Annotated in this window: 21 protein-coding genes and 1 tRNA gene; 6 read left to right on the top strand and 16 right to left on the bottom strand. The window is 55.4% G+C overall.

Features of this window, described 5'->3' with window-relative positions; translation table 11 throughout:
* Positions 1-28: 28 nt before the first annotated feature.
* From glpK to murJ, 6 genes are all read right to left on the bottom strand, one after another.
* A complete protein-coding gene (glpK, locus tag ACOSDM_RS17895; RefSeq protein WP_420725929.1) occupies positions 29-1,522 on the bottom strand; it encodes a glycerol kinase GlpK in 1,494 nt (497 codons plus the stop codon).
* Positions 1,522-3,024 (bottom strand): glycerol-3-phosphate dehydrogenase, encoded by a 1,503-nt coding sequence (gene glpD / locus ACOSDM_RS17890; protein ID WP_420725928.1) that lies wholly within the window; start codon positions 3,022-3,024, stop codon positions 1,522-1,524. Before glpD ends, glpK begins: the two co-directional genes overlap by 1 nt.
* Before the next feature lie 150 nt (positions 3,025-3,174).
* Complete coding sequence (locus tag ACOSDM_RS17885) at positions 3,175-3,483, bottom strand: type II toxin-antitoxin system RelE/ParE family toxin (protein ID WP_420725927.1); 309 nt, start codon at positions 3,481-3,483, stop codon at positions 3,175-3,177.
* Positions 3,480-3,731 carry a CopG family ribbon-helix-helix protein gene (locus ACOSDM_RS17880; RefSeq protein WP_420725926.1) on the bottom strand — a complete coding sequence of 84 codons (252 nt, stop codon included), beginning with the start codon at positions 3,729-3,731 and terminating at the stop codon, positions 3,480-3,482. Before ACOSDM_RS17880 ends, ACOSDM_RS17885 begins: the two co-directional genes overlap by 4 nt.
* 131 nt (positions 3,732-3,862) lie before the next feature.
* Positions 3,863-4,900 (bottom strand): tryptophan--tRNA ligase, encoded by a 1,038-nt coding sequence (gene trpS, locus ACOSDM_RS17875; protein WP_420725925.1) that lies wholly within the window; start codon positions 4,898-4,900, stop codon positions 3,863-3,865.
* Between the two features lie 88 nt (positions 4,901-4,988).
* Positions 4,989-6,554: a murein biosynthesis integral membrane protein MurJ gene (murJ, locus tag ACOSDM_RS17870; protein WP_420725924.1), complete on the bottom strand. Its 1,566-nt coding sequence runs from the start codon at positions 6,552-6,554 to the stop codon at positions 4,989-4,991.
* 168 nt (positions 6,555-6,722) lie between these two features.
* On the opposite strand from murJ, the gene ACOSDM_RS17865 reads away from it, so the two are divergent.
* Together ACOSDM_RS17865 and ACOSDM_RS17860 are read left to right on the top strand one after the other, a co-directional pair.
* Positions 6,723-7,076 carry an antitoxin Xre/MbcA/ParS toxin-binding domain-containing protein gene (locus ACOSDM_RS17865; RefSeq protein ID WP_420725923.1) on the top strand — a complete coding sequence of 118 codons (354 nt, stop codon included), beginning with the start codon at positions 6,723-6,725 and terminating at the stop codon, positions 7,074-7,076.
* An 11-nt stretch (positions 7,077-7,087) separates the two neighbouring features.
* A complete protein-coding gene (locus ACOSDM_RS17860; protein ID WP_420725922.1) occupies positions 7,088-7,639 on the top strand; it encodes an RES family NAD+ phosphorylase in 552 nt (183 codons plus the stop codon).
* Positions 7,640-7,644: 5 nt separating this feature from the next.
* On the opposite strand, the gene ACOSDM_RS17855 is transcribed toward ACOSDM_RS17860, so the two are convergent.
* Positions 7,645-10,494, bottom strand: coding sequence for a [protein-PII] uridylyltransferase (locus ACOSDM_RS17855; RefSeq protein WP_420725921.1), 2,850 nt, complete (start codon positions 10,492-10,494; stop codon positions 7,645-7,647).
* A gap of 92 nt (positions 10,495-10,586) precedes the next feature.
* Here ACOSDM_RS17855 and ACOSDM_RS17850 point away from each other — a divergent pair, with 92 nt between their 5' ends.
* Together ACOSDM_RS17850 and ACOSDM_RS17845 are read left to right on the top strand one after the other, a co-directional pair.
* Complete coding sequence (locus ACOSDM_RS17850; RefSeq protein ID WP_420725920.1) at positions 10,587-11,510, top strand: sulfotransferase family protein; 924 nt, start codon at positions 10,587-10,589, stop codon at positions 11,508-11,510.
* Between the two features lie 101 nt (positions 11,511-11,611).
* Positions 11,612-15,073 (top strand): pyruvate carboxylase, encoded by a 3,462-nt coding sequence (locus tag ACOSDM_RS17845; protein WP_420725919.1) that lies wholly within the window; start codon positions 11,612-11,614, stop codon positions 15,071-15,073.
* Between the two features lie 7 nt (positions 15,074-15,080).
* On the opposite strand, the gene ACOSDM_RS17840 is transcribed toward ACOSDM_RS17845, so the two are convergent.
* The 8 genes from ACOSDM_RS17840 to ACOSDM_RS17805 all read right to left on the bottom strand — a co-directional run bounded on the left by ACOSDM_RS17840 (position 15,081) and on the right by ACOSDM_RS17805 (position 21,032).
* Entirely contained in the window at positions 15,081-15,614 is a 534-nt protein-coding gene (locus ACOSDM_RS17840; protein WP_420725918.1) for a PAS domain-containing protein, read from the bottom strand.
* 100 nt (positions 15,615-15,714) lie between these two features.
* On the bottom strand, positions 15,715-16,062 hold the full coding sequence (locus ACOSDM_RS17835; RefSeq protein ID WP_420725917.1) for an antibiotic biosynthesis monooxygenase family protein: 348 nt from the start codon (positions 16,060-16,062) through the stop codon (positions 15,715-15,717).
* 10 nt (positions 16,063-16,072) lie between these two features.
* Positions 16,073-17,026 carry a 3-hydroxyacyl-CoA dehydrogenase NAD-binding domain-containing protein gene (locus ACOSDM_RS17830; RefSeq protein WP_420725916.1) on the bottom strand — a complete coding sequence of 318 codons (954 nt, stop codon included), beginning with the start codon at positions 17,024-17,026 and terminating at the stop codon, positions 16,073-16,075.
* 20 nt (positions 17,027-17,046) lie between these two features.
* The gene (locus ACOSDM_RS17825; protein WP_420725915.1) at positions 17,047-17,976 is read right to left on the bottom strand and encodes a 3-keto-5-aminohexanoate cleavage protein; all 930 of its coding nucleotides are present in this window, start codon (positions 17,974-17,976) and stop codon (positions 17,047-17,049) included.
* Positions 17,977-18,014: 38 nt separating this feature from the next.
* Positions 18,015-18,737, bottom strand: coding sequence for a diguanylate cyclase (locus ACOSDM_RS17820; protein WP_420725914.1), 723 nt, complete (start codon positions 18,735-18,737; stop codon positions 18,015-18,017).
* Positions 18,738-18,771: 34 nt separating this feature from the next.
* The gene (locus ACOSDM_RS17815) at positions 18,772-19,155 is read right to left on the bottom strand and encodes a SiaC family regulatory phosphoprotein (RefSeq protein ID WP_420725913.1); all 384 of its coding nucleotides are present in this window, start codon (positions 19,153-19,155) and stop codon (positions 18,772-18,774) included.
* A 24-nt stretch (positions 19,156-19,179) separates the two neighbouring features.
* Positions 19,180-19,728, bottom strand: a complete 549-nt coding sequence (locus ACOSDM_RS17810) for a SiaB family protein kinase (protein WP_420725912.1) — start codon at positions 19,726-19,728, stop codon at positions 19,180-19,182.
* Positions 19,729-19,775: 47 nt separating this feature from the next.
* Positions 19,776-21,032, bottom strand: coding sequence for a PAS-domain containing protein (locus ACOSDM_RS17805; protein ID WP_420725911.1), 1,257 nt, complete (start codon positions 21,030-21,032; stop codon positions 19,776-19,778).
* A gap of 245 nt (positions 21,033-21,277) precedes the next feature.
* On the opposite strand from ACOSDM_RS17805, the gene ACOSDM_RS17800 reads away from it, so the two are divergent.
* Both ACOSDM_RS17800 and ACOSDM_RS17795 read left to right on the top strand, forming a co-directional pair.
* Positions 21,278-21,361 (top strand) — tRNA-Leu (locus tag ACOSDM_RS17800).
* 128 nt (positions 21,362-21,489) lie between these two features.
* Positions 21,490-22,176, top strand: a complete 687-nt coding sequence (locus tag ACOSDM_RS17795) for a TetR/AcrR family transcriptional regulator (protein ID WP_420725910.1) — start codon at positions 21,490-21,492, stop codon at positions 22,174-22,176.
* Between the two features lie 64 nt (positions 22,177-22,240).
* On the opposite strand, the gene ACOSDM_RS17790 is transcribed toward ACOSDM_RS17795, so the two are convergent.
* The gene (locus tag ACOSDM_RS17790; RefSeq protein ID WP_420725909.1) at positions 22,241-23,296 is read right to left on the bottom strand and encodes an extracellular solute-binding protein; all 1,056 of its coding nucleotides are present in this window, start codon (positions 23,294-23,296) and stop codon (positions 22,241-22,243) included.
* Positions 23,297-23,334 lie beyond the last annotated feature (38 nt).

The raw sequence follows: 23,334 nt of genomic DNA, 5'->3' as shown, positions 1-23,334 counted from the left end.
TACGTATCTGAAAATAGATTGGATGATTTTAACTGGATGAAAGCGTACGCCTGACCGCATCCTTCCAGCCCGCTCTTTTCGTGCCGCGCGTCATGTCATCCATATCGGGCTGGAACCGTCGGTCCAGACGCCAATCGGCGGCGAAGCCCTCTTGATCCGGCCAGACGCCTGCTTGCCGCCCCGCCAGCCAGGCCGCGCCCAGGGCAGTGGTTTCCAGAACCTGCGGGCGATCCACAGGTGCATTCAGCAGATCAGAGAGTTGCTGCATCGCAAGATCACTGGCCGTCATGCCGCCATCGACCCGCAGAACCGTTTCAGCCGATGCTGATTGGGGCCAGTCCTTATGCATTGCATCCAACAGGTCTGCGGTTTGGTGGGCCACAGATTCCAGCGCAGCCCAGGCCAATTCTGCGGCGCCGGTTGCTCGTGTTATTCCAAAGATTGCTCCGCGTGCCTCTGCATCCCAATGAGGCGCGCCAAGCCCTGTAAAGGCCGGTACCAGATAGACCGATTGTGCCGGATCGGCCTGCTGCGCCAAAGTGTTCACATCCTTTGAGTCCTTTATCAACCCCAGGCCATCCCGTAGCCACTGCACCGCCGCCCCGGCAACGAAGATTGACCCTTCCAGCGCATAGGTTGGTTTCCCGTCCAGGCGATAGGCTAATGTGGTCAGCAGGCGATTGTGGGATTGGCTGGCCGTATCGCCCGTGTTCAACAGCGCAAAACAGCCAGTGCCATAGGTGGATTTCAAACTGCCGGGCTGGAAGCAGGCCTGGCCGATTGTGGCCGCATGCTGGTCGCCCGCAACACCAAGAATCGGTACAGAGGCCCCCAGAATTTTTGGATCCATCGTGCCGAATTCTGCGGCGCAATCCAGAACCTTGGGCAACAGGGCACGGGGTATGTTGAACATCTGCAACAGGTCCTCGTCCCAGTCCTGCATGTGGATGTTAAACAACAGTGTGCGCGCGGCATTTGTCGCATCGGTCGCATGGACCCGCCCACCGGTCAGGGTCCAGATCAGCCAGCTATCGACCGTGCCGAAGGCCAGTTTTCCCGATGCCGCCTGGGCACGCGCACCCGGTACAGTGTCCAGAATCCAGGCGATCTTCGTTGCGGAAAAATAGGGATCCAGTAACAGGCCTGTTTTGGCCGTCACGTCCGCTTCAACACCGGATTGTCGCAACCTTGCGCACAAGTCCGCCGTGCGTCGGTCCTGCCAGACAATGGCGTGATGGATCGGCCTGCCGGTGGTGCGGTCCCACAGGATGGTTGTTTCGCGCTGGTTTGTGATGCCCAGACCAGCCAGGTCGCGTGCCTCTAAACCAGCTGCCGCCAGCGCTGTCTTCATCGTTTCAACGGCTGTGGTGATCAGGTCTTCTGGCGCATGTTCCACATGACCGGAAGCTGGGAAGTGTTGGGCGAATTCCTGTTGGCCGCTGCCCAGGATGTGATACCCCTCGTCAAAGATCAGCGCGCGGGTGGAGGTCGTTCCTTGATCCAGGGCCATGATCTTGGACATCAGCGGTTTTCCTTCATCCACGCGTCCAGGGCCTGGACCTGATCCGGGGTAAAGTGCAGACCCAGCTTGGTGCGCCGCCATAAAACATCTTCGGCACAATAGGCCCATTCCTGAGCCATCAGGTAGCGCAGTTCGGCTTCATAGAGATCGGCACCAAATAGACGCCCCAAATCTTCCAAGAATTTCGCATCCCCCAGAATGTCGCGCGTCCGGGTGCCATAGTGACGGATCATGCGATCTATAAGGCGGTCTGGTAGGGCGGGATGTTCCGACTGAATAGCGTCTGCTAGGGCCTTTGCGCCCTGAGCCGGGAAATCACCACCCGGCAGGCTGGCACTTTGGGTCCAGGCAGGCCCTTTCGCGCCCAGTCGGGCCTCGATTTTGTGCAGCATGCTTTCAGCAAGGCGGCGATAGGTGGTGATCTTGCCGCCGAAAATATTCAACAGCGGTGCTTCCTCTGGCCCGCCCTCATCGCGCAGGACATAATCGCGGGTCGCCTCTTGCGCGGCGCTGGCCCCATCATCGAACAAGGGACGCACGCCGGAATAGGTCCAGACGATATCATCGCGCGTGATCGGGCGTTTGAAATAGGCCCCGGCACCCGCCAGCAGATAGTCGGTTTCTTCGTCCGAAATACCAAATTGATCCAGGTCGCCGGCAAAGTCACGGTCCGTGGTGCCGATCAGGGTAAAATCCTGCTCATAGGGAATGGCGAAGAATATCCGCTGATCGGTGTTCTGAAATATGTAACAGCGATCATGATCATACAGCTTGCGAACCACGATATGGCTGCCCTGGACCAGACGGACATGATGCGCCTCGTTATCGCCAAGGGCGCTGCGCAGAAACTGATCCACCCAGGGGCCCGCTGCATTGACCACAGACCGGGCCATGACCGTGCGCTGCTCACCACTGTCGGTATCTTGCAAGGTGATGTGCCACAGCGCGCCCTCCCGCTTCAGCGCGCGGCACTCGGTGCGGGGCATGATATCTGCCCCCCGGTCCGCGGCATCCCGGGCGTTCAACAGGGTCAGGCGCGAATCCTGAACCCAACAATCGGAATATTCAAATCCGGTTACATAATCATCCTTCAGCGGCAGGCCCGCCGGGTCCCGGCGCAGGTCCAGAGATTTTGCAGCGGGTAACAGCTTTCGCCCGCCCAGATGGTCGTATAGAAACAGACCCAATCGCAACAGCCAGGCCGGGCGTAGTCCACTGTGATGGGGCAGGACGAAACGCAGCGGCCAAATGATATGGGGCGCATTGCGCAACAGGGTTTCCCGCTCCATCAGGGATTCACGGACCAGTCGGAATTCGTAATGTTCCAGATATCGCAATCCGCCATGGATCAGCTTCGTCGAGCCGGAGGACGTGCCACTGGCCAGGTCCTTCTTCTCACACAATCCAACGGAATAGCCGCGGCCCACGGCGTCCCGTGCGATACCACAGCCATTGATACCCCCACCGATGACGAAGATGTCATAGGGTCCTGGTTGCGCCATTCAAAACTCCTTCGTCAATCGCCGCATCACGATAACATCGGTGCCCGCCCGATACACGCATAAGGTCTTTTGTGTCAGGAGGAAAGGGAATGGATTATGACAATTGTTGCAGGACCGGATTGATTGCCAAATGCTGTTCGACTTGTCGTATTAATCGCTCTTCTTCCTGTCTCGCAGCGCTTTAACAAGATCGCGGGATGTCTGGAAAATTGCTAATATAGTCACCGTCTCGGTGCCGACTTCATAGACGATCAGGTAGGGAATCCCAGAGACACTTAGTTCTCGCGTCTCAGGCAGGCGACCTGGACGGCCCAGAGATGGAAATTCCAGCAATTTTTCCGCTGTTTGCACAATCCCTCGAAACACGGTCTCTGCGGCAACGGGATTATCCAGGGCGATATAATCCACAATCTCCTCAAGATCACGGGCCGCTGGTTCGGCAATGATTAATTGCGTCAACGTTCCCAGCCGTGTTTCGTGGCAATGCCGGAAAACACCTTATCTGCAGGAATGACTTTGCCGGTCCGTGCAGCAGCAATCCCGGTTGTGATCCGCTCCAACTGCCAAGCGTTGGCTTCAAGGTATTGTTCAATAGCTTGATTGACGATGTAATTGCGAGACCGGTCCATCGCATTTGCCAAAGCATCAATTTCGGACACTTTGGCCGTGCGGATTGTGATAGGCTCAGATGTGGCGCGCTCAGACATGGTGTGCTCCATTGTAATCACATGTAATCACATGTAATCGTATCACCAAATGCCATTTGCGCAAAGTTAAGCTTACAGCGCAACCTGGGCGCTGTAGTGGATAAGATTGAAATAATACTGCTCTGGCCGCTCTAAGCGCTGACCAGCCCCAGCGTATCGCGGACTTCTTTCAGAATGGGCGCGGAGAGGGCTTTTGCCCGTTCGCCGCCCTTAGCCAGGATACGGTCGATTTCTGCCCGATCTTCCAGCAGTCGGTTCATTTCCGTCGTGATGGGTTCCAGATGCGCGACCGCCGCGTCGGCGAGAATTTGCTTGAAGGCGCCAAACTGGCTGCCGCCGATTTCAGACAAGGCTGTCTCAACCGTCTGATGGGTCAGGGCAGCATAGATCGTCACCAGATTCTCTGCTTCCGGTCGACCGGCAAAGCCCTTCTTGTCGGTGGGGAGGTTCTCCGGATCGGTTTTTGCCTTCTTGATTTTCTTGGCGATCTCGTCGGCCGTATCGGTTAAGTTAATGCGCGACATGTCCGATGGATCGGATTTCGACATTTTCTTGGTACCGTCGCGCAAGGACATGACGCGGGTCGCCTCGCCCAGGATCAAGGGTTCGATCACGGGGAAGAAATCCGCCACGCTCCAGTCATTATTGAACTTGATCGCAATGTCGCGGGCCAGTTCCAGATGCTGCTTCTGATCTTCGCCCACCGGAACATGGGTGGCGCGATAGGCCAGGATATCGGCGGCCATCAGATTGGGATAAACGAACAGACCCGTTGAGGCGTTCTCTTTATTCGATCCGGCCTTTTCCTTGAACTGCGTCATGCGGTTCAGCCAGCCCATGCGCGCCACACAATTGAAATACCAGGCCAGCTCCGCATGATCCGGGTTCTGCGACTGATTGAACAGGATGTGCTTGTCCGTATCAATGCCGCAGGCAATAAGCGCGGCGGCCACCTGTCGGGTTGCTTCGCGCAGGCCGGCCGGGTCCTGAAATACGGTCAAGGCGTGCTGATCCACGACGCAATAAATGCATTCATAGTCTTTTTGCAGCGGTGCCCAGTTGCGGATCGCGCCCAGATAATTGCCCAACGTCAGATTGCCGGTTGGCTGAATGCCTGAGAAAACGCGGGGTTTATGCGGTGATGGTGTGGTCTTGGAAGGCGCGGTCATGGGATGTGGACTCCCCGAACGATGTTGAAGAAAAATTCGCCTCGCTTATCGCGGGTTCCGGGTGGGGGGTCAAGTCTGGAACGCTGGATTAGTCTGTAAGCCTGCGACGGCGCGTCAGGGCGCGTTTTACTTCTCTAAGGTCTGTGCCTCCCAAAACCTGCGCCAGGGTGAAATAAAGAAATGCGCCGATCAGGACCAATCCTGCCAAAGCAGCGATCCGTAGCATCAAAGTCCATTCCACCAGTTGCGGCATAAACTGGATCCCCGCATAGAGGGCCAGGCCCATCGTGATGGCCGCCAGCAACAGGCGGGGCAGGCGGCGGCGAAATCTTGTATCCAGCGGCAGATGCCCGCGTTGGGACAGGATAGCGGCCATCATTCCCGCATTGACCCAGGCCGCCAAAGAGGCGGCAAGCGCTATGCCTGTGGATCCCATCACCTGCATCAACAGATAGGCTAGAAGGACATTCACGGCCATCGAGATAGCCGCCAGGATCAAGGGTGTCTTGGTATCACCACGGGCAAAAAAGGCGGGCGATAGGATCTTTGCCAGGACGACTGAGGGCAGGCCGATTGCCATCGCGGCGGTAATGGCCGCTGTGATCTGTGCATCCTCCGGCGCAAAGGCACCGCGCCGGAACAGAACATCCACAACCGGCATCGGCATCGCGATCAGGGCGGCGGTGGCAGGCAATGTAAACAAAAGCCCGATTTCCAAGGCACGATTCAAACTGTCGGAGGCGCCCGTCATATCCTTGGCGCTTAACTGGCGCGATAATAGGGGCAGCAGGGCCACGGATATAGCAACGCCGATCACGCCCAGCGGCAATTGCGTCACCCGGTCCGCGTAATACAGATGGGCAATCGCGCCTGCGGGCAGCAGAGAGGCCAGCATGGTGGAAACAACCGTGTTGATCTGACTGACACCCGCGCTCAAAACCCCAGGCCCCATGCGCCGCAACAGGGAAATGATGTCCGGTGACAGGCGCGGGCGCGGCAGATGCACCAGAATGCCTGCACGGTGACAGTCCCAGGCAATCAGCCCGAACTGTAAAACCCCGCCAATGAACACACCCCAGGCCAGCGCGAAGGCAGGCAAGGTCGGCAGCAGGTCAGAGAGGCTGAGCCCCATCGCGACGATAAGCACAATATTCAGCAGTAAAGGGGCTGCCGCCGCCGCACCAAACCGGTCCACCGTGTTCAACATGCCAGACAACAACGCGGATAGAGCCATGAAGGTCAGATAGGGAAAGGTGATGGTGCTCAAGGCCACAGCCAATGCAAATGTATCTGCATTCGTGCCAAATCCAGGGGCCAGCACCAGAATGACAAAGGGCATGAAGGCCATTGCCAGCACGGTCAGCACCAACATGGTCAGGACCAGCAGAACCGCAGCCTCTCCCCCAAAGCGGATGGCGCTTTCCTTGCCTTCCCGCTCCAACCGTTTGGCATAGATCGGGACCAGGGCGGCATTCAGCGCACCTTCGGCAAATAAGCGACGGAACAGATTGGGTAGACGAAAGGCGACGACAAAGGCTTCTGCCGCGGGTCCAGCCCCCAACACGCCGGCCATCATCGCATCCCGGGCAAAGCCCAGCACCCGACTGACCATTGTCCAGCCGCCTACCGTCGCAATGGACCGCATCAACGCCATACACTTCCTCCAACCGCAAGAAGCAGCAGCATTAGCCGGATTCGACCGTCCTGGCGAGTGTGGGAAAGAGGCTGAATGGGAAAGAAATTATAGACTAAATCTTCCATTTTTCTTTCACCAATTGACTTTAATTCAAGAAAAACTAAATATCATGGGGAAGCTGCCCATATGAAAGTGACGATGATGAGCGTAGCGCTGGTAAAAATTTTGGACGATTTAAAGCGGGTCGGGGGTTTGAAGGGTACAGATTTGGCTAATATCGTGGATGCATCTGCGGCTACCGTGTCGCGTTGGTCCCATGATAAGGGAAGCCCCCCTCTCCCCATCCAGGCCATGATCGCTGATTTGCGTTATATTGTGGAACGACTCTCAGATTTCTATACGCCGGATGAGGCGCGCCTTTGGTTGCATGCCCGTCATCCACTTTTGGACGGCGCGCGGGCGATTGATTTAATTCGGGATGGTAAGGTGGAACCGGTCCTGGCTGTGATTGAGCGGCTGGATGCGGGCGCTTATCTGTAGAAACGCTGCGCATGACATCGACCCATGCCCGCGACATTGTGCTTTTGGATGCAATAGACGCTTTGCCACGGATCGGCTATGAGGGTCCGCTTTGGCGTGTGTGTCGACAGGGGCGTGATCCGCTTCAAGGGCATGCCTCTGGCGGGCGATGGGATCCTGGTCGTTTTGATGTTCTGTATTGTTCGCTTGATCGCAATGGTGCGGCGGCTGAGATGCAATTTCATTTATCCCGCGAACCTGTCTTCCCCTCAAAATTGGTGTTTGAGCGGCATCACCTTGGCGCACAGTTGAAACGGACTCTTCGGTTGGGTGATATGACGGCCTTGGCAGCGTTGGACGTAGATATTAAAACCTATGGATCTCTGCACTATCAACGATGCCAGGAAATTGGGGATGCAGCCTGCTTTCTAGGGTTTGATGGTTTGATCGTACCCAATGCGCGGTGGGACTGTTTGAACGCAGTAATCTTTACAGAAACAGCGGAACCAAGCGCCCTGAAACTGCTGTCCAGTGAACAGATTGATTTAATGAATTGGGCGCGGAAGTTTAAGAAACCGCGCTGATAACCTTACTCCGCCGCTTGAGCCTTTGGGTTGGCGGCGCGTTTGGCGGTTTTTTTGGCCAGTGCCTTGCGGGCGTGTTTGGTGGGGGGCGGTGCGGTTTGGGCCTCTGCCTCCAGCAGGGCATAGCGCAGGGCCTGGCGGATCTGGTCCAGGCGACCGGCATGTTCCACCTTCAGGCCGAATGTATCCTTCACATAAAAGACGTCGACGACCTGTTCGCCATAGGTGGAAATCTTTGCAATCGCGATTTGCAGGCGCTGTTCCACCAGGGCGGATGTGATCCGATACAACAGGCCCGGTCGGTCGCGCCCGTTGACTTCGATCACCGTATGGGTTGCCGATGCGCGATTGTCGATCAAGACACGGGGCGGGACGGTAAATACCCGCGTGCGCGATGGCAGCGAGACTTTCGCCCGTTTCATCAATTCATCCAGGGGACGGATTTCGCCCGCCAGGGATTGTTTCACCATGGCAGACAGGCGCGCCAACCGGTCCGGGCGAGAGAATGTGCCGCCCTCGGCATCTTGAATCAGAAATGTGTCCAAAGCCATGCCGTCTTTCAACGTGCTGATTTTGGCATCCACCACAGTTGCGCCCGCCAATGCAATAGCACCTGATAAACGGGCGAACAGACCAGGATGGTCCAGGCAGTAGACGGTCAGTTCCGTAACCGACTTTTCCTCATCAACACGGGTATCCAGGGTTAATTCGTCGCGATGCCTTTCCGCGCCGCGCACCAGACGGGCATGGTGGGCCAGCGTGTCCAGATCCAGCGCCAGGAAATATCCTTTCCCACCGCGTTTCAGATGCGCGTCGATATCTGCCTGATCCCAGCCATCCTCCAACAATCGATCCGCCAGACGGGTCTTTGCCGCAGCGGCGCGCAGGATGCGCCCTTCGGAGGCGGACGCCCCCGCCATGACTTCTTCAGCGCGATAGAACAGATCGCGCAGCAACGTCGCCTTCCAATTGTTCCAGACATTCGGGCCTACGGCCTTGATATCGACAACTGTCAGACACAATAAAAGCCTCAGCCGTTCAGGTGATTGCACCAGGGCCACGAAATCGGTGATGGTTTTGGGGTCTTCCAGGTCCCGCTTGGTGGCGGTCATGGACATGGCCAGATGGTGCAGGACCAACCAGGCCACCGTGTCGGTTTCAGCCTCGTTCATGCCCAGACGGGGACACAGCTTGCGTGCAACCTTCGCGCCCAATTCCGAATGGTCGCCACCGCGTCCTTTCGCTATGTCATGCAGCAAGGTTGCCACGTATAACACATTGCGGGACTGGATCTGATGGATAACTTTACAGGCGACCGGATGTTCTTCGGTCAACAGGCCGCGTTCAATTTTGTTCAGGATTCCGATCGCGCGGATCGTATGCTCGTCGGTCGTGTAAACATGGTACATGTCATATTGCATCTGGGCGACCACGCGGCCGAAATCAGGCACAAATTTACCCAACAGGCCGCATTCATTCATATCGCGCAGCGTCAGGTCCGGTGATTCTTTCGCGCACAGAATTTCCATGAACATCTGATTGGCGTCTGGATCATTGCGAAAGGCGGCATTGACCTTGCTCAAAGATCGGGTGACGGCCGTCAGCGCATCCGGGTGCAGGGCCAGGCCGGTTTCATTGGCGACCTTGAAGATGCGCAACATCTCCAGGGGCGATTCCCGGAAGACCTTTTTATCGGCAATGGTGATGCGCTGGCCTTCAAGCGGGAATCCTTCCGCATCGCGCTGAAAGAATTTCGCAGGCAGGCGGAAAATGGACCGCCGCTTCTGGGCAGCTTCAAAGGCGGCCAGGAAGATGCGGGTCAGATCCCCAACATCCTTGGCGACCAGAAAGTAATGCTTCATGAAGCGTTCAACGCCGCTGCCCCCGGCACGGTCGTTATACAGCATTCGATTGGCCAGTTCCGGTTGCACGTCAAAGGTCATCCGTTCCTCTGGCCGGTTTGTCAGGTAATGCAAGTGGCATCGCACGGACCACAGGAAGAATTGCGCCTTGGCGAAGCGTGCGACCTCGGTTTTGGTCAGAGCACCTTCTTCGATCATCTCGGCGATATCTTCCACGCCATACAGGAACTTTGCACTCCAATACAGGGCGTGCAGGTCCCGCAATCCGCCCTTGCCGTCCTTTATATTGGGTTCCAGCACATAGCGGCTGTCGCCCATGCGTTCGTGCCGCTCATCGCGCTCAGCCAGTTTGGCTTCCAGGAAATCCATCTCCCGTCCCGCGACAATCGATTTGCGAAAGCGCGTGCGCAGCTCAGAGAACAGGGACTTATCACCCCAGATATAGCGCGTCTCCAGCAAGGCGGTGCAGATTGTCCAATCAGCCTTTGCCTGGCGCAGGCATTCATCAACGGACCTGGTGGAATGCCCAACCTTCAGCCCGATGTCCCATAGGGTATAGAGAATGGTTTCGACTACCTGATCGACGCGCGCGGCTGGTTTTCGATTGTGCAGGAATAAAAGATCCACATCGGATTGGGGGGCCAATTCGCCCCGACCATAGCCGCCTACGGCAATGATGCTGATAATTTCGGCATCGGTTGGATTGGGGGCCGGATAAATATGCTTGGAAATGCTGTCATACAGCACACGCAGAATCTGGTCGATCAGGAAGCAGTTGCCCGCGACACAGGCCGCCCCGTCCTGATCCTCAAAGAACCGGGTTCGGATTTCTTCGCGACCTTTAGAGAGGGCATTTTTCAGGATGCCAAGCCACGCCGCGCGCGCCTGAGCCTCGCCCTGGACATTGGCCACGGCGTTCGACATTTCTTCCTGAAGGGTCAGGCGATCAATGATCTGGCGCTGCCGCTTCACCTTTACAGATGTATCTATCATACTCTTAACCTAGCGCGCTTTGGGCTGTTTGACGAGGGGTGGTCACATCGGGACTTGGCCCGTATCATGACATTCTAGGGGGATTGAATATAATGAAGGATTTGATTTACCCACAAGAATGGCAAGATGTTGAAGCGTCTATCGCGCGTTTATCCGACAAACAGATATTGTTTGTCTGTGGGGCGGTCAAGTCCGGCACCACCTGGACGCAGTTATGGCTGGATCATCATCCCCAGATCGTCTGTCGGGGGGAAGGGTGCTTCTTTAATGTCTATGCGGGTGCGCTACAGCAGGTATGCCAGGAAACCAGTAAATTTGTGCTGCGTCAGAATGCGACCAAATTTTCAGATTATCCGATATTCCCCCAATTTAATCTGCCCCATGTTCAGTATCTGTTACGGCAATCGGTGCTGGCACTATTAGCGACATATGGGGATCGTCCAGAAATCCGGGTGGTGGCGGAAAAGAACCCCCCGACCCTGCAGTCGACGGAAACGGTTCTTCAGATTTTCCCGGAAGCAAAGATTCTGAACCTGGTGCGGGATGGTCGCGATATGGCGGTTTCGACTTGGCATGAAAATATGCGGCGGAATGCGCAGGCTTTTAAGGATCAGTTCCCCACATTGGATGATTTCATGCCCGAGATCGCGAAAATCTGGGCGAATGCTCAGACGATCGCGGTGTCGTCACAGAAGACCTACCCAACGCAATTCAGACAAATTCATTATGAAGATTTACTGCATAGTCCACAGCCGATCATGGCGGATGTCTTTGCCTGGTTGGGCGTTAAGGCGGACCCTGATACAGTTGCTGAATGTTGTGCGGCAACATCGTTTAAGGCTCTGTCTGGTGGGCGTGACGCGGGCCAGACCGATGACAGCAGTTTCTTTCGCTGCGGTGTTGAGGCGCAATGGCGGCTTGAGCTGACGCCAGCCCAGCAGGATATTTTCTGGCAGATTGCCGGCGATGCAATGCAGGCCCAGGGCTACGATAAAGACGGGCGCGTAACTCAGTAATTCTGACCTTTCCTGATCCTAATCAGTCTGCTTTCGCAGTTGCACAATACGCTATTAAGATGCGACAGTTTGTAACTGTACGCATCGTTCGGGGGAAGATCATGCCGACGCAAAAAGCACAACCGCCGCAAAAGGTTTTGGTCGCCAATCGCAGCGAAATTGCCATTCGTGTAATGCGGGCAGCCACGGAACTGGGCTTTGGCACCGTCGCGTTATATGCGGAAGAAGACAAGCTGTCCCTGCACCGGTTCAAGGCGGATGAAAGCTATCACATCGGTCAGGGGCTGGGACCGGTTAAGGCCTATCTGACCATCGAAGAGGTCATTCGGGTCGCGAAGAAATCCGGGGCGATGCTTATTCATCCAGGCTATGGGTTTATGTCTGAAAACCCTGACTTTGCTGAAGCCTGCGCCGCAAATGGCCTGATCTTTGTCGGGCCACCGCCGGATGTGATGCGGTCGCTGGGCAACAAGGTTTCTGCGCGCCATATGGCGGTGAAGGCGGGTGTGCCGGTCATGCCAGCAACCGATCCGCTGCCAGAAGATATGGATGAATGCGCCAGAATGGCCGAAGATGTCGGATATCCCGTCATGCTGAAAGCCAGTTGGGGGGGCGGTGGTCGCGGCATGCGGGTGATCGAGGATGCCAGCAAGTTGAAAGAACAGGTTAATGCCGGACGGCGAGAGGCGGAAGCCGCTTTTGGCAATGGCGAAGTCTATCTGGAAAAACTGGTACAGCGCGCCCGTCATGTCGAAGTGCAGATCCTGGGCGACAGCCATGGCAATCTGGTGCATTTGTTTGAGCGGGATTGCTCCGTCCAGCGGCGCAATCAGAAGGTGGTGGAACGCGCCCCGGCCCCCTATCTGGATTCCGCCACGCGGGAACGGATATGTCAGTCGGCCCTGAATTTGTGCAGGGAGGCTGGTTATATCGGCGCAGGCACAGTTGAATTCCTGATGGATTCCGATACCGGTGAATTCTATTTTATCGAGGTCAATCCCCGTGTTCAGGTCGAACATACGGTGACAGAGGAAGTGACCGGTATCGATATCGTCAAGGCGCAGATCCTGATCGCGCTGGGCGGTCATATCGGGAATGAGGAAGAAACCGGTGTCCCGCCTCAGGATGCGATCTTCCTGAATGGACATGCCCTGCAATGCCGGGTCACAACGGAAGACCCTGAATCGAATTTTACCCCTGATTATGGTCGTATCACTGCCTATCGGGGGGCAACGGGGTTTGGCATCCGATTGGATGGCGGGACGGCCTATTCCGGTGCGGTGATCACGCGCTATTATGACAGTTTGTTGGAAAAGGTCACGGCCCGGGCGGCTACGAAAGAGGCGGCTGTGCGCCGTATGGATCGGGCGTTGAAGGAATTTCGCATTCGGGGTGTCGCGACCAATCTGGCGTTTCTGGAAAATGTCATCAACCATCCGGACTTCGCCAGTGGCAATATCACCACACGCTTTATCGATACGACCCCGTCCCTGTTCCATTTTCCCAAGCGGCGCGACCGGGCGACCAAGCTGTTGCGCTTTATCGCCGATGTTACCGTGAATGGAAATCCAGAAGTCGCGGGCCGCCCCAAACCGCCAGCCCATGCCTTGCAGCCAGTTGTACCCATCACCGTCTTTGGGGAACCACCTAAAGGGACCAAGCAGATATTGGACGAGCGGGGTCCGGAAGGGTTTCGCGATTGGATGCTGGCCGAACAACGAGTTTTGATCACTGATACGACGATGCGCGATGCGCACCAATCCCTGTTGGCGACGCGTATGCGGTCTTATGACATGGTTAAGGCGTCCGATGCCTATGCCAGGAGACTGCCGGAACTTTTCTCTCTGGAATGCTGGGGCGGGGCGACGTTTGATGTCGCGATGCGATTCCTGAAGGAAGACCCCTGGGACCGTTTGGCTGATATCCGTGCGGCGGTTCCCAATGTGCTGTTACAGATGTTGCTGCGCGCGTCCAATGCCGTGGGATATACCAATTACCCGGATAACGCGGTGCAGTACTTTGTCGAAAAAGCGGCCGATGCGGGTATGGATGTCTTTCGTGTCTTCGACAGCCTGAACTGGGCTGATAATATGAAGGTCGCGATGGATGCGGTGTTGAAAACCGACCGCCTGTGCGAGGCGGCGATTTGTTATACCGGGGATCTGTTCGACAAAAGCCGCCCGAAATACGACCTGGATTACTATGTCACATTGGCGCAAGAGCTGAAGTCCCATGGCGCGCATATTCTGGGCATAAAGGATATGGCGGGCCTGTGCCGCCCGGCGCAGATCCGAACCCTGGTGAAGACATTGAAGGCGGAAACCGGACTGCCGATCCATTTTCACACTCATGATACGTCTGGTATCGCGGCGGCGACGGTATTGGCGGCGTGCGAGGCTGGCGCGGATGCTGTCGACGCGGCGATGGACAGCTTTTCGGGCTTAACGTCCCAGCCGAACCTGGGCTCTATCGCGATGGCGTTGCAGGATACGGATCGGGCAACCGGTCTGGATCCGGCAACTATCCGGGCATTTTCTGATTATTGGGAAGCCGTGCGGGTGCAGTATACGGCCTTTGAACCGGATCTTCGTGCGGGCGCGTCAGAAGTATACCTGCACGAAATGCCCGGCGGTCAGTTTACCAATTTGAAAGAACAGGCCCGGTCGCTGGGGCTTGCCGAACGCTGGCATGAGGTTGCCCGCATGTATGCGGAAGTCAATCAGCTGTTCGGCGATATCGTGAAAGTGACACCGTCTTCCAAGGTTGTGGGCGATATGGCCCTTTACATGGTGTCCAGCGGCATCTCGCCAGAGGATGTCACCAATCCAGATATCGATATCACCTTCCCGGACTCGGTCGTGGCAATGCTGCGAGGGGATCTGGGGCAACCGCCTGGTGGATGGCCGCAGGCCTTACAGAAAAAGGCGTTGAAGGGCGAAGCGCCAAAGACGGATCGGCCCGGCAAACATCTGGTTGCTATCGATTTTGAGAAAGAACGCAGCGAGGCGCAAAAAGCCGCCCAGCGACAGGTCAGCGATTCGGACCTTGCATCCCACATCATGTATCCGAAGGTTTTCGCAGATTTCGCCAAACATCGCCGGGAATTTGGTCGCCTGGATGTGTTACCGACCCCGATATTCTTCTATGGCATGAAACCGGGCGATGAAATCACCGTGGAGTTGGATCCGGGCAAGGCGCTGGTCATTCGTCTTATGGCCGTCGGGGAGGCGGACCAGAAGGGCGAGCGGGAAATCTTCTTTGAATTGAATGGTCAACCGCGTGTGGTTCGGGTTGCGGACAAGGCTGTGGCCTCGACAGCGCCGGTGAATGACAAGGCTGATATGTCCAACACAAATCATGTTCCCGCACCAATGCCGGGACTGGTTGCGATGGTGGCGGTCAACGAAGGTCAGAAGGTTCGGGCAGGGGATGTGTTGTTGACGCTGGAGGCGATGAAAATGGAAACATCCATCACCGCGCCGAAGGCAGGCAAGATCTCTCGCGTCGCGACGAAGGCCGGTACGCAGGTGGACGCCAAGGATCTGTTGGTTGTGATAGAATAGGGCGTGCTTACTCGCCCGACTCGAATTGGACCACCACCAGGATATGGTCAACTTCTCCCGGGCTTTCCTGATCATTTTTGCTCAGCGGTAGGCGCAGAATTTGCAAGCGACGAGGATATCCGGCAATGTTAGTGAACGTCAATCGGACATGCTGCGGTGTCTTCGACCGCACCAGTTCCTCCAGATCAGTTTGCAGCAAGTCGCGCAGCTTTATAGGCTCCTGATCATCGACGTAGTGGCCCGTAAGGTTCGCGTTCTGAATGCTTTCCGCCATGGTTCCGGTCAGTCGATAGCGGAAACGCAGAGGGTCATGCTCTACGTCAATTAGAATAAGATACGGCAGCGCGCTTCGGTTAAAGGCATGGGGAGAAAAGTCGGATTTTGTTGGTAGCGCGTTTTCTGTGCGCAACGATGTCCACAGCGACAGAATGTCTTTAAATCGCGAACTATCATAGGCCAGATCAATTAAAAGGTGTTCTCTTTCGCAGGGATGGTCACCGTCAATATTATATATGCCGCCTTTTGGTTGTTCCCCTATCATAATACCCAATTCAATTTACAGTCGAAAAATTACAGGCGCTAATTGTAATTCCAACAATAAGCTGTTTTTTTGCGACCGATCAAGGGGCGTGTGGTGTGATTTACCGGTCATGCCTGATTTTCGAATCCTCTGGCACCTGCGCGCGGTCCATCATGCCATAGTCCCGATGGACTTCCGCGACACGCAAGCGATAGTCCCGGAACATCTCACCCCGGCCTATTGCCTGGGCTTTGCGATGTTTCTCAAGCTGCCGCCATTCCTGAATGGCGGCCTCATCGCGCCAAAAGGATAGGGAAAGGATTTTCCCCGGCGTCACAAGACTTTCAAATCTTTCGATGGAGATAAAACCATCAATTTGATTGAGTAGAGGCCTGAGATCGGCGGCTATCTCCAGATAGTCGGGCATGCGACCGTCCTGAGGCTCCACTTCAAAAATAACTGCCATCATGATGCATGTCCTATTTTTCAGATGTATTGAATTGCTTCAGCACGGCGACAAGTTTCTCGTCTCGCTCGGCGCTTAATGCCTCAAAAGATCGCCCGTTTTCTTCTGCGCGGCACCCTTCGGCCAGGATCGATGCGGTTTCCGGCGTCAGATCCGGATGCCCCAGACTGTCCCACCAAACGGCAAAGCTGGGGCCAAAGCGTTCAATGAAAACTTCCATACCCTTGCCGCCACTGGCCAGATTAAACAGCATATGCGGCCCCATCACGGACCATCGCAGACCGGGCCCGTGTACTACGGCCTTGTCGATATCCTCAACAGAGGCAACCCCTTCCAGGACCAGATGGATGGCTTCGCGCCACAGGGCGGCCTGCAATCGGTTGGCGACATGGGCGGGGACTTCTTTCAGCACCCGGATTGTCTTTTTGCCGCATCGGTTTTCAAAGAAGTCTTGGCACCAGTCAACGGCGGCAGGGTCCGTTTGCTTATTGCCCAACAGCTCCACCAGGGGGATGAGATGCGGCGGGTTGAACGGATGGGCCAGGACCAGACGTTCCGGCTGCTTTAGTCCCTTTTGCATATCCTTTAACAACAGACCGGACGAGCTGGTCGCCAGGATCGCATGCGCTGCCATTCCGGGCTCCATGGCTCGAAACAGGGCGTGTTTGACATCCAGTCGTTCGGGAACGCTTTCCTGAATGAAGGCGATGTCGCGGACGGCTTGTGCCGGGTCCTCATAAAAATCAATCGCGGTCTGGTCGGCCCCCGCAACAATCACGCCCAATTCACTCAACACGGGCCATGCACGTTTAATATAGCTTTGCAGGGCGTCGCGGGCGCCTGGCTCCGGGTCATAGGCGTTGACCGCCATGCCCCGCGCCAAAAACAGGGCTGCCCAACTTGCACCAATCGTTCCTGTCCCGATGACAGCAACGCGGTCCAGAGACTCTGGCGTCGGATAGACCATAGTGCCCTCCTATCGTTAGATCAGAAATTCACCCGGTCGCCACCCTTCAAGCCTAATCGTTTGCGGGCTTCTTGTGGTGTTGCGACGGTCAGGGACAGGTCTTCCACAATGCGCCGGATCTTCTTGACCTGATCCGCGTTGCTTTTCGCCAGTTCACCCTTGCCCAGATACAGGCTGTCTTCCAGACCAACCCGCACATTGCCGCCCAGAATGGCCCCCTGGGTGACGAAGGGCATCTGATGGCGCCCGGCGGCCAGGATGGACCATTCATAATCCTCGCCAAACAGCTTGTCCGCAATCCTGCGCATATGCATCAGGTTCTCCGGATCGGCCCCAATGCCGCCCAGAATGCCGAAAATGGTTTGCACAAAGAAGGGTGGTTTCACCAAGCCCCGGTCTACGAAATGCGCCAGGTTATACAAATGGCCAACATCGTAGCATTCGAATTCGAACTTAACGCCATGGCCTTCGCCCAGGTCTTTCAGGATATATTCGATATCCTTGAAGGTGTTGCGAAAGATGAAATCGCGGGTCATTTCCAGCATTTCCGGTTCCCAGGCATGCTTGAAATCCTTGATCTTATCCAGGATCGGGAACAATGCGAAATTCATCGACCCCATATTCAGGGATGTCATTTCTGGACTGGCCTGACGGGCGGCGGCCAGTCGTTCATCCAGGGTCATGCCCAGACCACCGCCTGTTGTGATATTCACAACGGCATCAGTCTGTTGTTTGATGCGGGGCAGGAATTCCATGAATACTTTTGGGTCCGGCGTCGGGCGACCGTCGTCCGGATTGCGCGCATGCAGATGCAGGATGGACGCCCCGGCTTCTGCGGCCGCCACCGCATCATCGGCAATTTCCTGCGGCGTGATCGGCAGATATTCCGACATGGTGGGGGTGTGAATGCCACCGGTAACAGCGCAGGTAATAATTACACTTTTTGCCATTTGGGTTTCCTCTGTTTTTATATGGGTGCTGATTTGAATCAGTCACATTTGGGATCGTCCGCTAACAGCCACTGATCACGCCCGGCGTCCTTTGCCGCATATAGCGCGTGATCAGCCCGATATACGGTGCTGTCATAGCCATGATCGTTGGGGTGATATTGGCACAGGCCGGAACTGGCTGTCACGGTCAGGGGGCCGATCGCGGTTTTGACGGGGCGGCTGCGCAAGGCTTCGTGAAATCCTTCCAACAGGGCCATGGCGTCCGCCAAACTGGCTTCGCGCATCAGGATCAGGAATTCTTCTCCGCCCCATCTGGCGATCAAGTCGGTCTCTCGCATCGTGCTTAACAATCGTGCGGAGAAATTGACCAGGACCTCATCACCGACATCGTGACCATGCGTATCGTTCACGGCCTTAAAGAAATCGATGTCGATCAGGGCCAGACAGAACCCCTGTGAATGGCCAGCATGCGCCGCCTTGGTTTCCACCTGCAGGGCATCATGCGCCCCGCGACGGTTCATCAACCCAGTCAGCGGATCGGTAATGGACGCCGCGCGAAGCTTATCATTTAACTGCATGATTTCGGCCTGCAGCCGGTCGCTCATGCGCGATATCTTATTGAGGTTTCGATCAAGGCGGCGATAGCGACCGACCAGCCAATCAATTTCAGCGCGCAAGTCATCCGCATCGGCACCGTCAAGGCCGTCTAACCGCGCGATCAAGGCGTTGATACGGGAATCGGTCCTGTTCTGGTCTGCCAAAAAAGCCTCCGATCAGGCAATGCGGTTGGACCCGTCAGTCGGTGATGATTTGATAGGGCAGCGAGACATCTTCCAGTAATTCTTCCGCGAGTTCGATGATGCGTTCATTGTCTGGATCACACAACCAAATGACCTTAACCACGCGCCCATCTTCGTGCGCTTCGTCCAGCCTGTCTAGCATGTCCATCATGGATTTTATGCTTCCCGTATTCAGATAGGCCAGTTCAACATTTAATGTAACGGGACGGTCGTCATCATCCTGATCCAACACGGATTCAAGCCATGCGGCGATGGGTTTATAGAAATCGAAGGTATTTTCCGGATAGGACTCTCCAGCCAGGTGCAATACCAGCGTTTCCGGGTTGCACTCAACGGTGGGAGAGGATCTGGTCCCCATGATTTTTATATGCTCAACCATCCTGATTCCTGCTCTCTCAAAACGCTAAATTGTGACTGTCAGATTGAAGAAGGAATAAACCTCATCTCCATCTGATACACTGTAGCTCAAGGGTTTGGAGGCTTTTCGCGCCATTTGCAAGAATCCCAGCCCCGCCCCATTTGCCTCGTCTTCCAGCGGGGCGCGCAATTGGCTTTTATATGCGGCCTTAAGGTCGGCATCATTCAGCGCAATTACTTCGTCCAGCCTGGCCGTCAGGGCAGGAACATCCTCCCGACGGACCAGGTTTCCAGAAACCACAGTATAATGATCCCCCTCGCGCGCGATCAAAACCGTGCCGGCGTTCAATCGGGCGACATCGGCTTTATTGTGTCCCACCGCTTCCGCATAATGTCTGATATTCTGCGTTGTTTCTATATATACAGCAAAAACGTCAGCAATGCGCTTGCGGGGTTGTGTCTGGGATTCAAGGTGTCGCTGTATGGCTTCCCCTAATTCTTCAATCACGCTTTGTGAAAAGGGACCGTTGAAACTGATCACAATATGACAGCGTTCAAAAATAGCCCGCAAGGCTTTCATATCGTCATGGTTCATTGCGCGCCCCCAAAAACTCCCGATTTAACATCCGTGTATCACAAAGGTTACGGCTGTAGCGGACAGAAGCCAAGAACGGTTAAGTCATCCCGCTGCGGGTAGTTTCCCCGATAGGATTCCAATGTCTGTAACAAGGCCTGCCCCTGATCTTCTATTGGCTTTTCCACATTCTCGCCCAATGCCTCGACCAAGCGCCGCCGCCCAAAGCCAAACCCTTTTTCGCCGCCGGACTGATCCAGGATCCCATCGGAAGACAGGAAGATACGCTCTGCTTCCTTGGCGGAAAGAACTGTTTCCTGCAAGGTTGCGGCGGATGTCGCCTGTCGACCATATCCCAGGCCCAGCTTGCTGCCTCGAATTCGCTCAATTTTGCCTTTGCTTTGTACAAAACTTTCCAGGCCGGCACTGGCCAAACGAATACGTTTGAATTCAGGCTCTATCAGGCACAGAGTCAGTTCCAGCCCGTTATCCGGACCGACCTGCGCGCCGGTTTGATGCAGATTGGTGCGCACAATGCGGTCCACTGCCATCATTACCGCTACAGGTCCGCCCACGCCGGTATCATTGATCGCGCGGCGACAGACAGAGGCGGCCATCATCGTCATCATGGCACCTGGAATCCCATGTCCGGTGCAGTCGCCTAATCCGACATAGATACCGAAATCCGTGCGAACACCGATGTAAAAATCGCCCCCGACGATATCCACCGGGCGGAACAACAGAAAATGATCCCCCAAATGGGTCTCGAAAAAGCTGCGGTTGGGCAAAATTCCCGTTTGGATCAACCGCGCATATTCAATGCCATCTGTCAGCTGCTTGTTGGCTTCTTGCAGCTCGATTGTCTGTTCCTGGACCAGCCGATCCAGGCGCTGTTGTTCTGCGACCCGGTCTGTTACGTCGTTAAACGTATAGACATATCCGCCATTCTTCAGGGCGACACCGGTCACATGCATGACGCCGCCTTTTGGCTGGGTGCGGTCCAAGTCAAAATTTGTTCGCTCCTGGGCCGGTTTCAAATGTTGTGCGACCAGTACTGCGGTATCACCGGGACCGAACTTTCCTTCTTGCGCCATGAAATCAAGCAACCGCTCAAAGGGTTGTCCCTCTTGTGTGAACGGACAATCCACGGGCAATTCGTTCATTTTCAAATACGGGGGATTGGCAAAAACCACATTCATATCGGCGTCGATGACCAACAGCCCCTGATCGATTTCACAGGCGGCTTCCCGCAAGGTGGCAGATATGTGGTCTTCATCGCGACGCCCAGCCTCCCGATGATTATTTTCCTGTTCGGACTGTGTCATGGTTTCCTTTGGTTCCGCCCCCCTTTTTCATTGGAATTTAGTATAGCAGGGAGGGATTGGCGACAGGTTTTCCGTCCCCCCCGGCATATGTCTGAATTTGGCTCGCGGTTCAGACCAAGACCCTACCCTGCCTGAGACCGAGATCAAGGAATTGATTGGGGCAAGACAAGGAGGATGTCATATTCAGTACAAAAGTTTTTCGGTTGTCTTAGGCGTATCGGCGTTGTAGATAGCCACCATTCCCTGCGGGCGTGGCGGAATTGGTAGACGCGCTGGATTCAAAATCCAGTTCCTCTGGAGTGTCGGTTCGAGTCCGACCGCCCGTACCATCCTCTTCTTTCTGATCATTTTGCCCTTGTGGGGCAAAGACGCCCTGTCGCTTTCGCGCGAATAAGTGCTATTCTTGCCACAACAGGATAATAATCCACATCCATTTGAAAGGGAGTGTTGCGTTCAGATGGCAGAGGTGCAGCCCAAAAAGCCACCCGGTCGACCGAGGGGTGAACAGACGGAAAATGCAGATCGCAGGCGCCGTCAATTGGTCGAAGCCGCAATTCATTCTATCGTTCATCTGGGTATGTCTGCGACGACTTTGGCGACTGTTTCTGCTTCTGCCGGCCTTTCTCAGGGCGTTGCGGTGTTTTACTTCAAGAGCAAGGAAAACCTGCTGATTGAAACGCTGCGTCATCACTATCACGAATATGATGACCATTGGCACAAGGCGTTGGCAGACGCACCGGATGATCCCCTGGAAAAACTGATGGCGTTGGTTTTCGCAGATGTTGATCCGAAAATCTGTAATACGCGAAATTTGACGCTGTGGAATTCCTATTGGGGGGAGGCGGTCGCCCGACCCAAATTTGCTGAGATTTGCGAGGCATATGACCGAGCACGCTATGAAACGCTGATCGGTTTTTGTGAGGCGGCGGCTCCCATGATGGTCGGGGATTATTGGACGCCTGTCACGGTGGCAGATGTTTTGGATACGATGACCGATGGGATGTGGACACGGATGCATGTGACGCCTGGTTTTATGGATCTGGAATCCGGGCGCATGTTGTTGGCGCGCTTTCTGGCGACGGTCTATCCATCTCGTGCCGATGGCATCCTCGCCCGTGCCGAAAGCTTAAGTGCGAAATCATAAAACCATCCCAAAAGAAAACCGCCCGACATTTCTGCCGGGCGGTCCTGAATGCAAACAGTACCGATTAGGACTTCAGCTTGGTCCAAACCCGTTCGCGCAGGCTCTTGGATGCATCGCTGCAAACCTCAAACCCTGACAAACGATCAGCAAATTCTTCAGGCATATTCACTGCCGGATCGGAGGACAGTGATTCGTTCAGAAATTCCCCGGACCCGATGATTGCATTTGAGTAACCGGTATAGTTGGACGCAGCAGCGGCATTTTCCGGCAGCAGCATCCAGTTGATGAAGGTTTTGGCGTTATCCATGTTCGGTGCATTCGAAGGCACCGCCATTGTATCGGTCCAGAAGGTCACGCCTTCTTTCGGATACACATAGACAACGCCTGGCTTGTTAGCCTTCACGCGGTGCGCGGCGCCATTCCACTGCATATGCACAGCCACTTCACCGGCCGACATACGATCAATGGTGCCGTCGTTGGAATAGACCTTCACAAACGGTTTCTGCGCCATCAGAACATCCAGGATTTTCTGGGCTTCCGCAGGGTCTTCGGTGCATTTGCTGACACCCGTGTAATAGGCAGCCGCATTCCAGACATCGCTCATTTCATTCAACATGGCGATGTTGCCTTTCAGCTCATCCTTTGGCTTGAACAACTCACCCCAGCTTTCTTCCATCGTGCCGCCAGGAACCATGGCCGGATCATAGGTAAACCCGGTCGTGCCCCACATATAGGGTGCAGAATAGCTGCGGTCGGCATCAACCGATAACGTCTGGAACGGGCCCAGGACGTTTTTGAAGTTTTCCATCTGGTTGACTTTGATATCCGCGACCAGTCCCTTATCGATCATCGTGCCCAGGGTCGTTGGGCCAGGGAAGATCACGTCATAGCCGCCACCGCCGGCCTGCAGTTTGGCCAGCAGGTCTTCTTCGGACGCATAATTGTCCATTGTCGTCTTGATACCGGTTTCTTTCTCGAATTTTTCCAGAAGTTCCGGTGAGAAATAGTTGGACCAGTTATACAGATGCAATTCGCCATCGGCAGACGCACTGCCAACCGCTCCAAAGGTCAGGCCGACCGCTGCGGTCATGCCTAAAACCCATTTTGATACGCGCATCATGTTCAATACTCCCTGTTGTGATTGGTATGAGGACTGTG

It is taken from the genome of Hwanghaeella sp. LZ110 (assembly GCF_048892525.1).
GTDB lineage: Bacteria > Pseudomonadota > Alphaproteobacteria > UBA8366 > Aestuariispiraceae > Pacificispira.
This window is presented reverse-complemented; position numbering and strand designations above follow the sequence as displayed.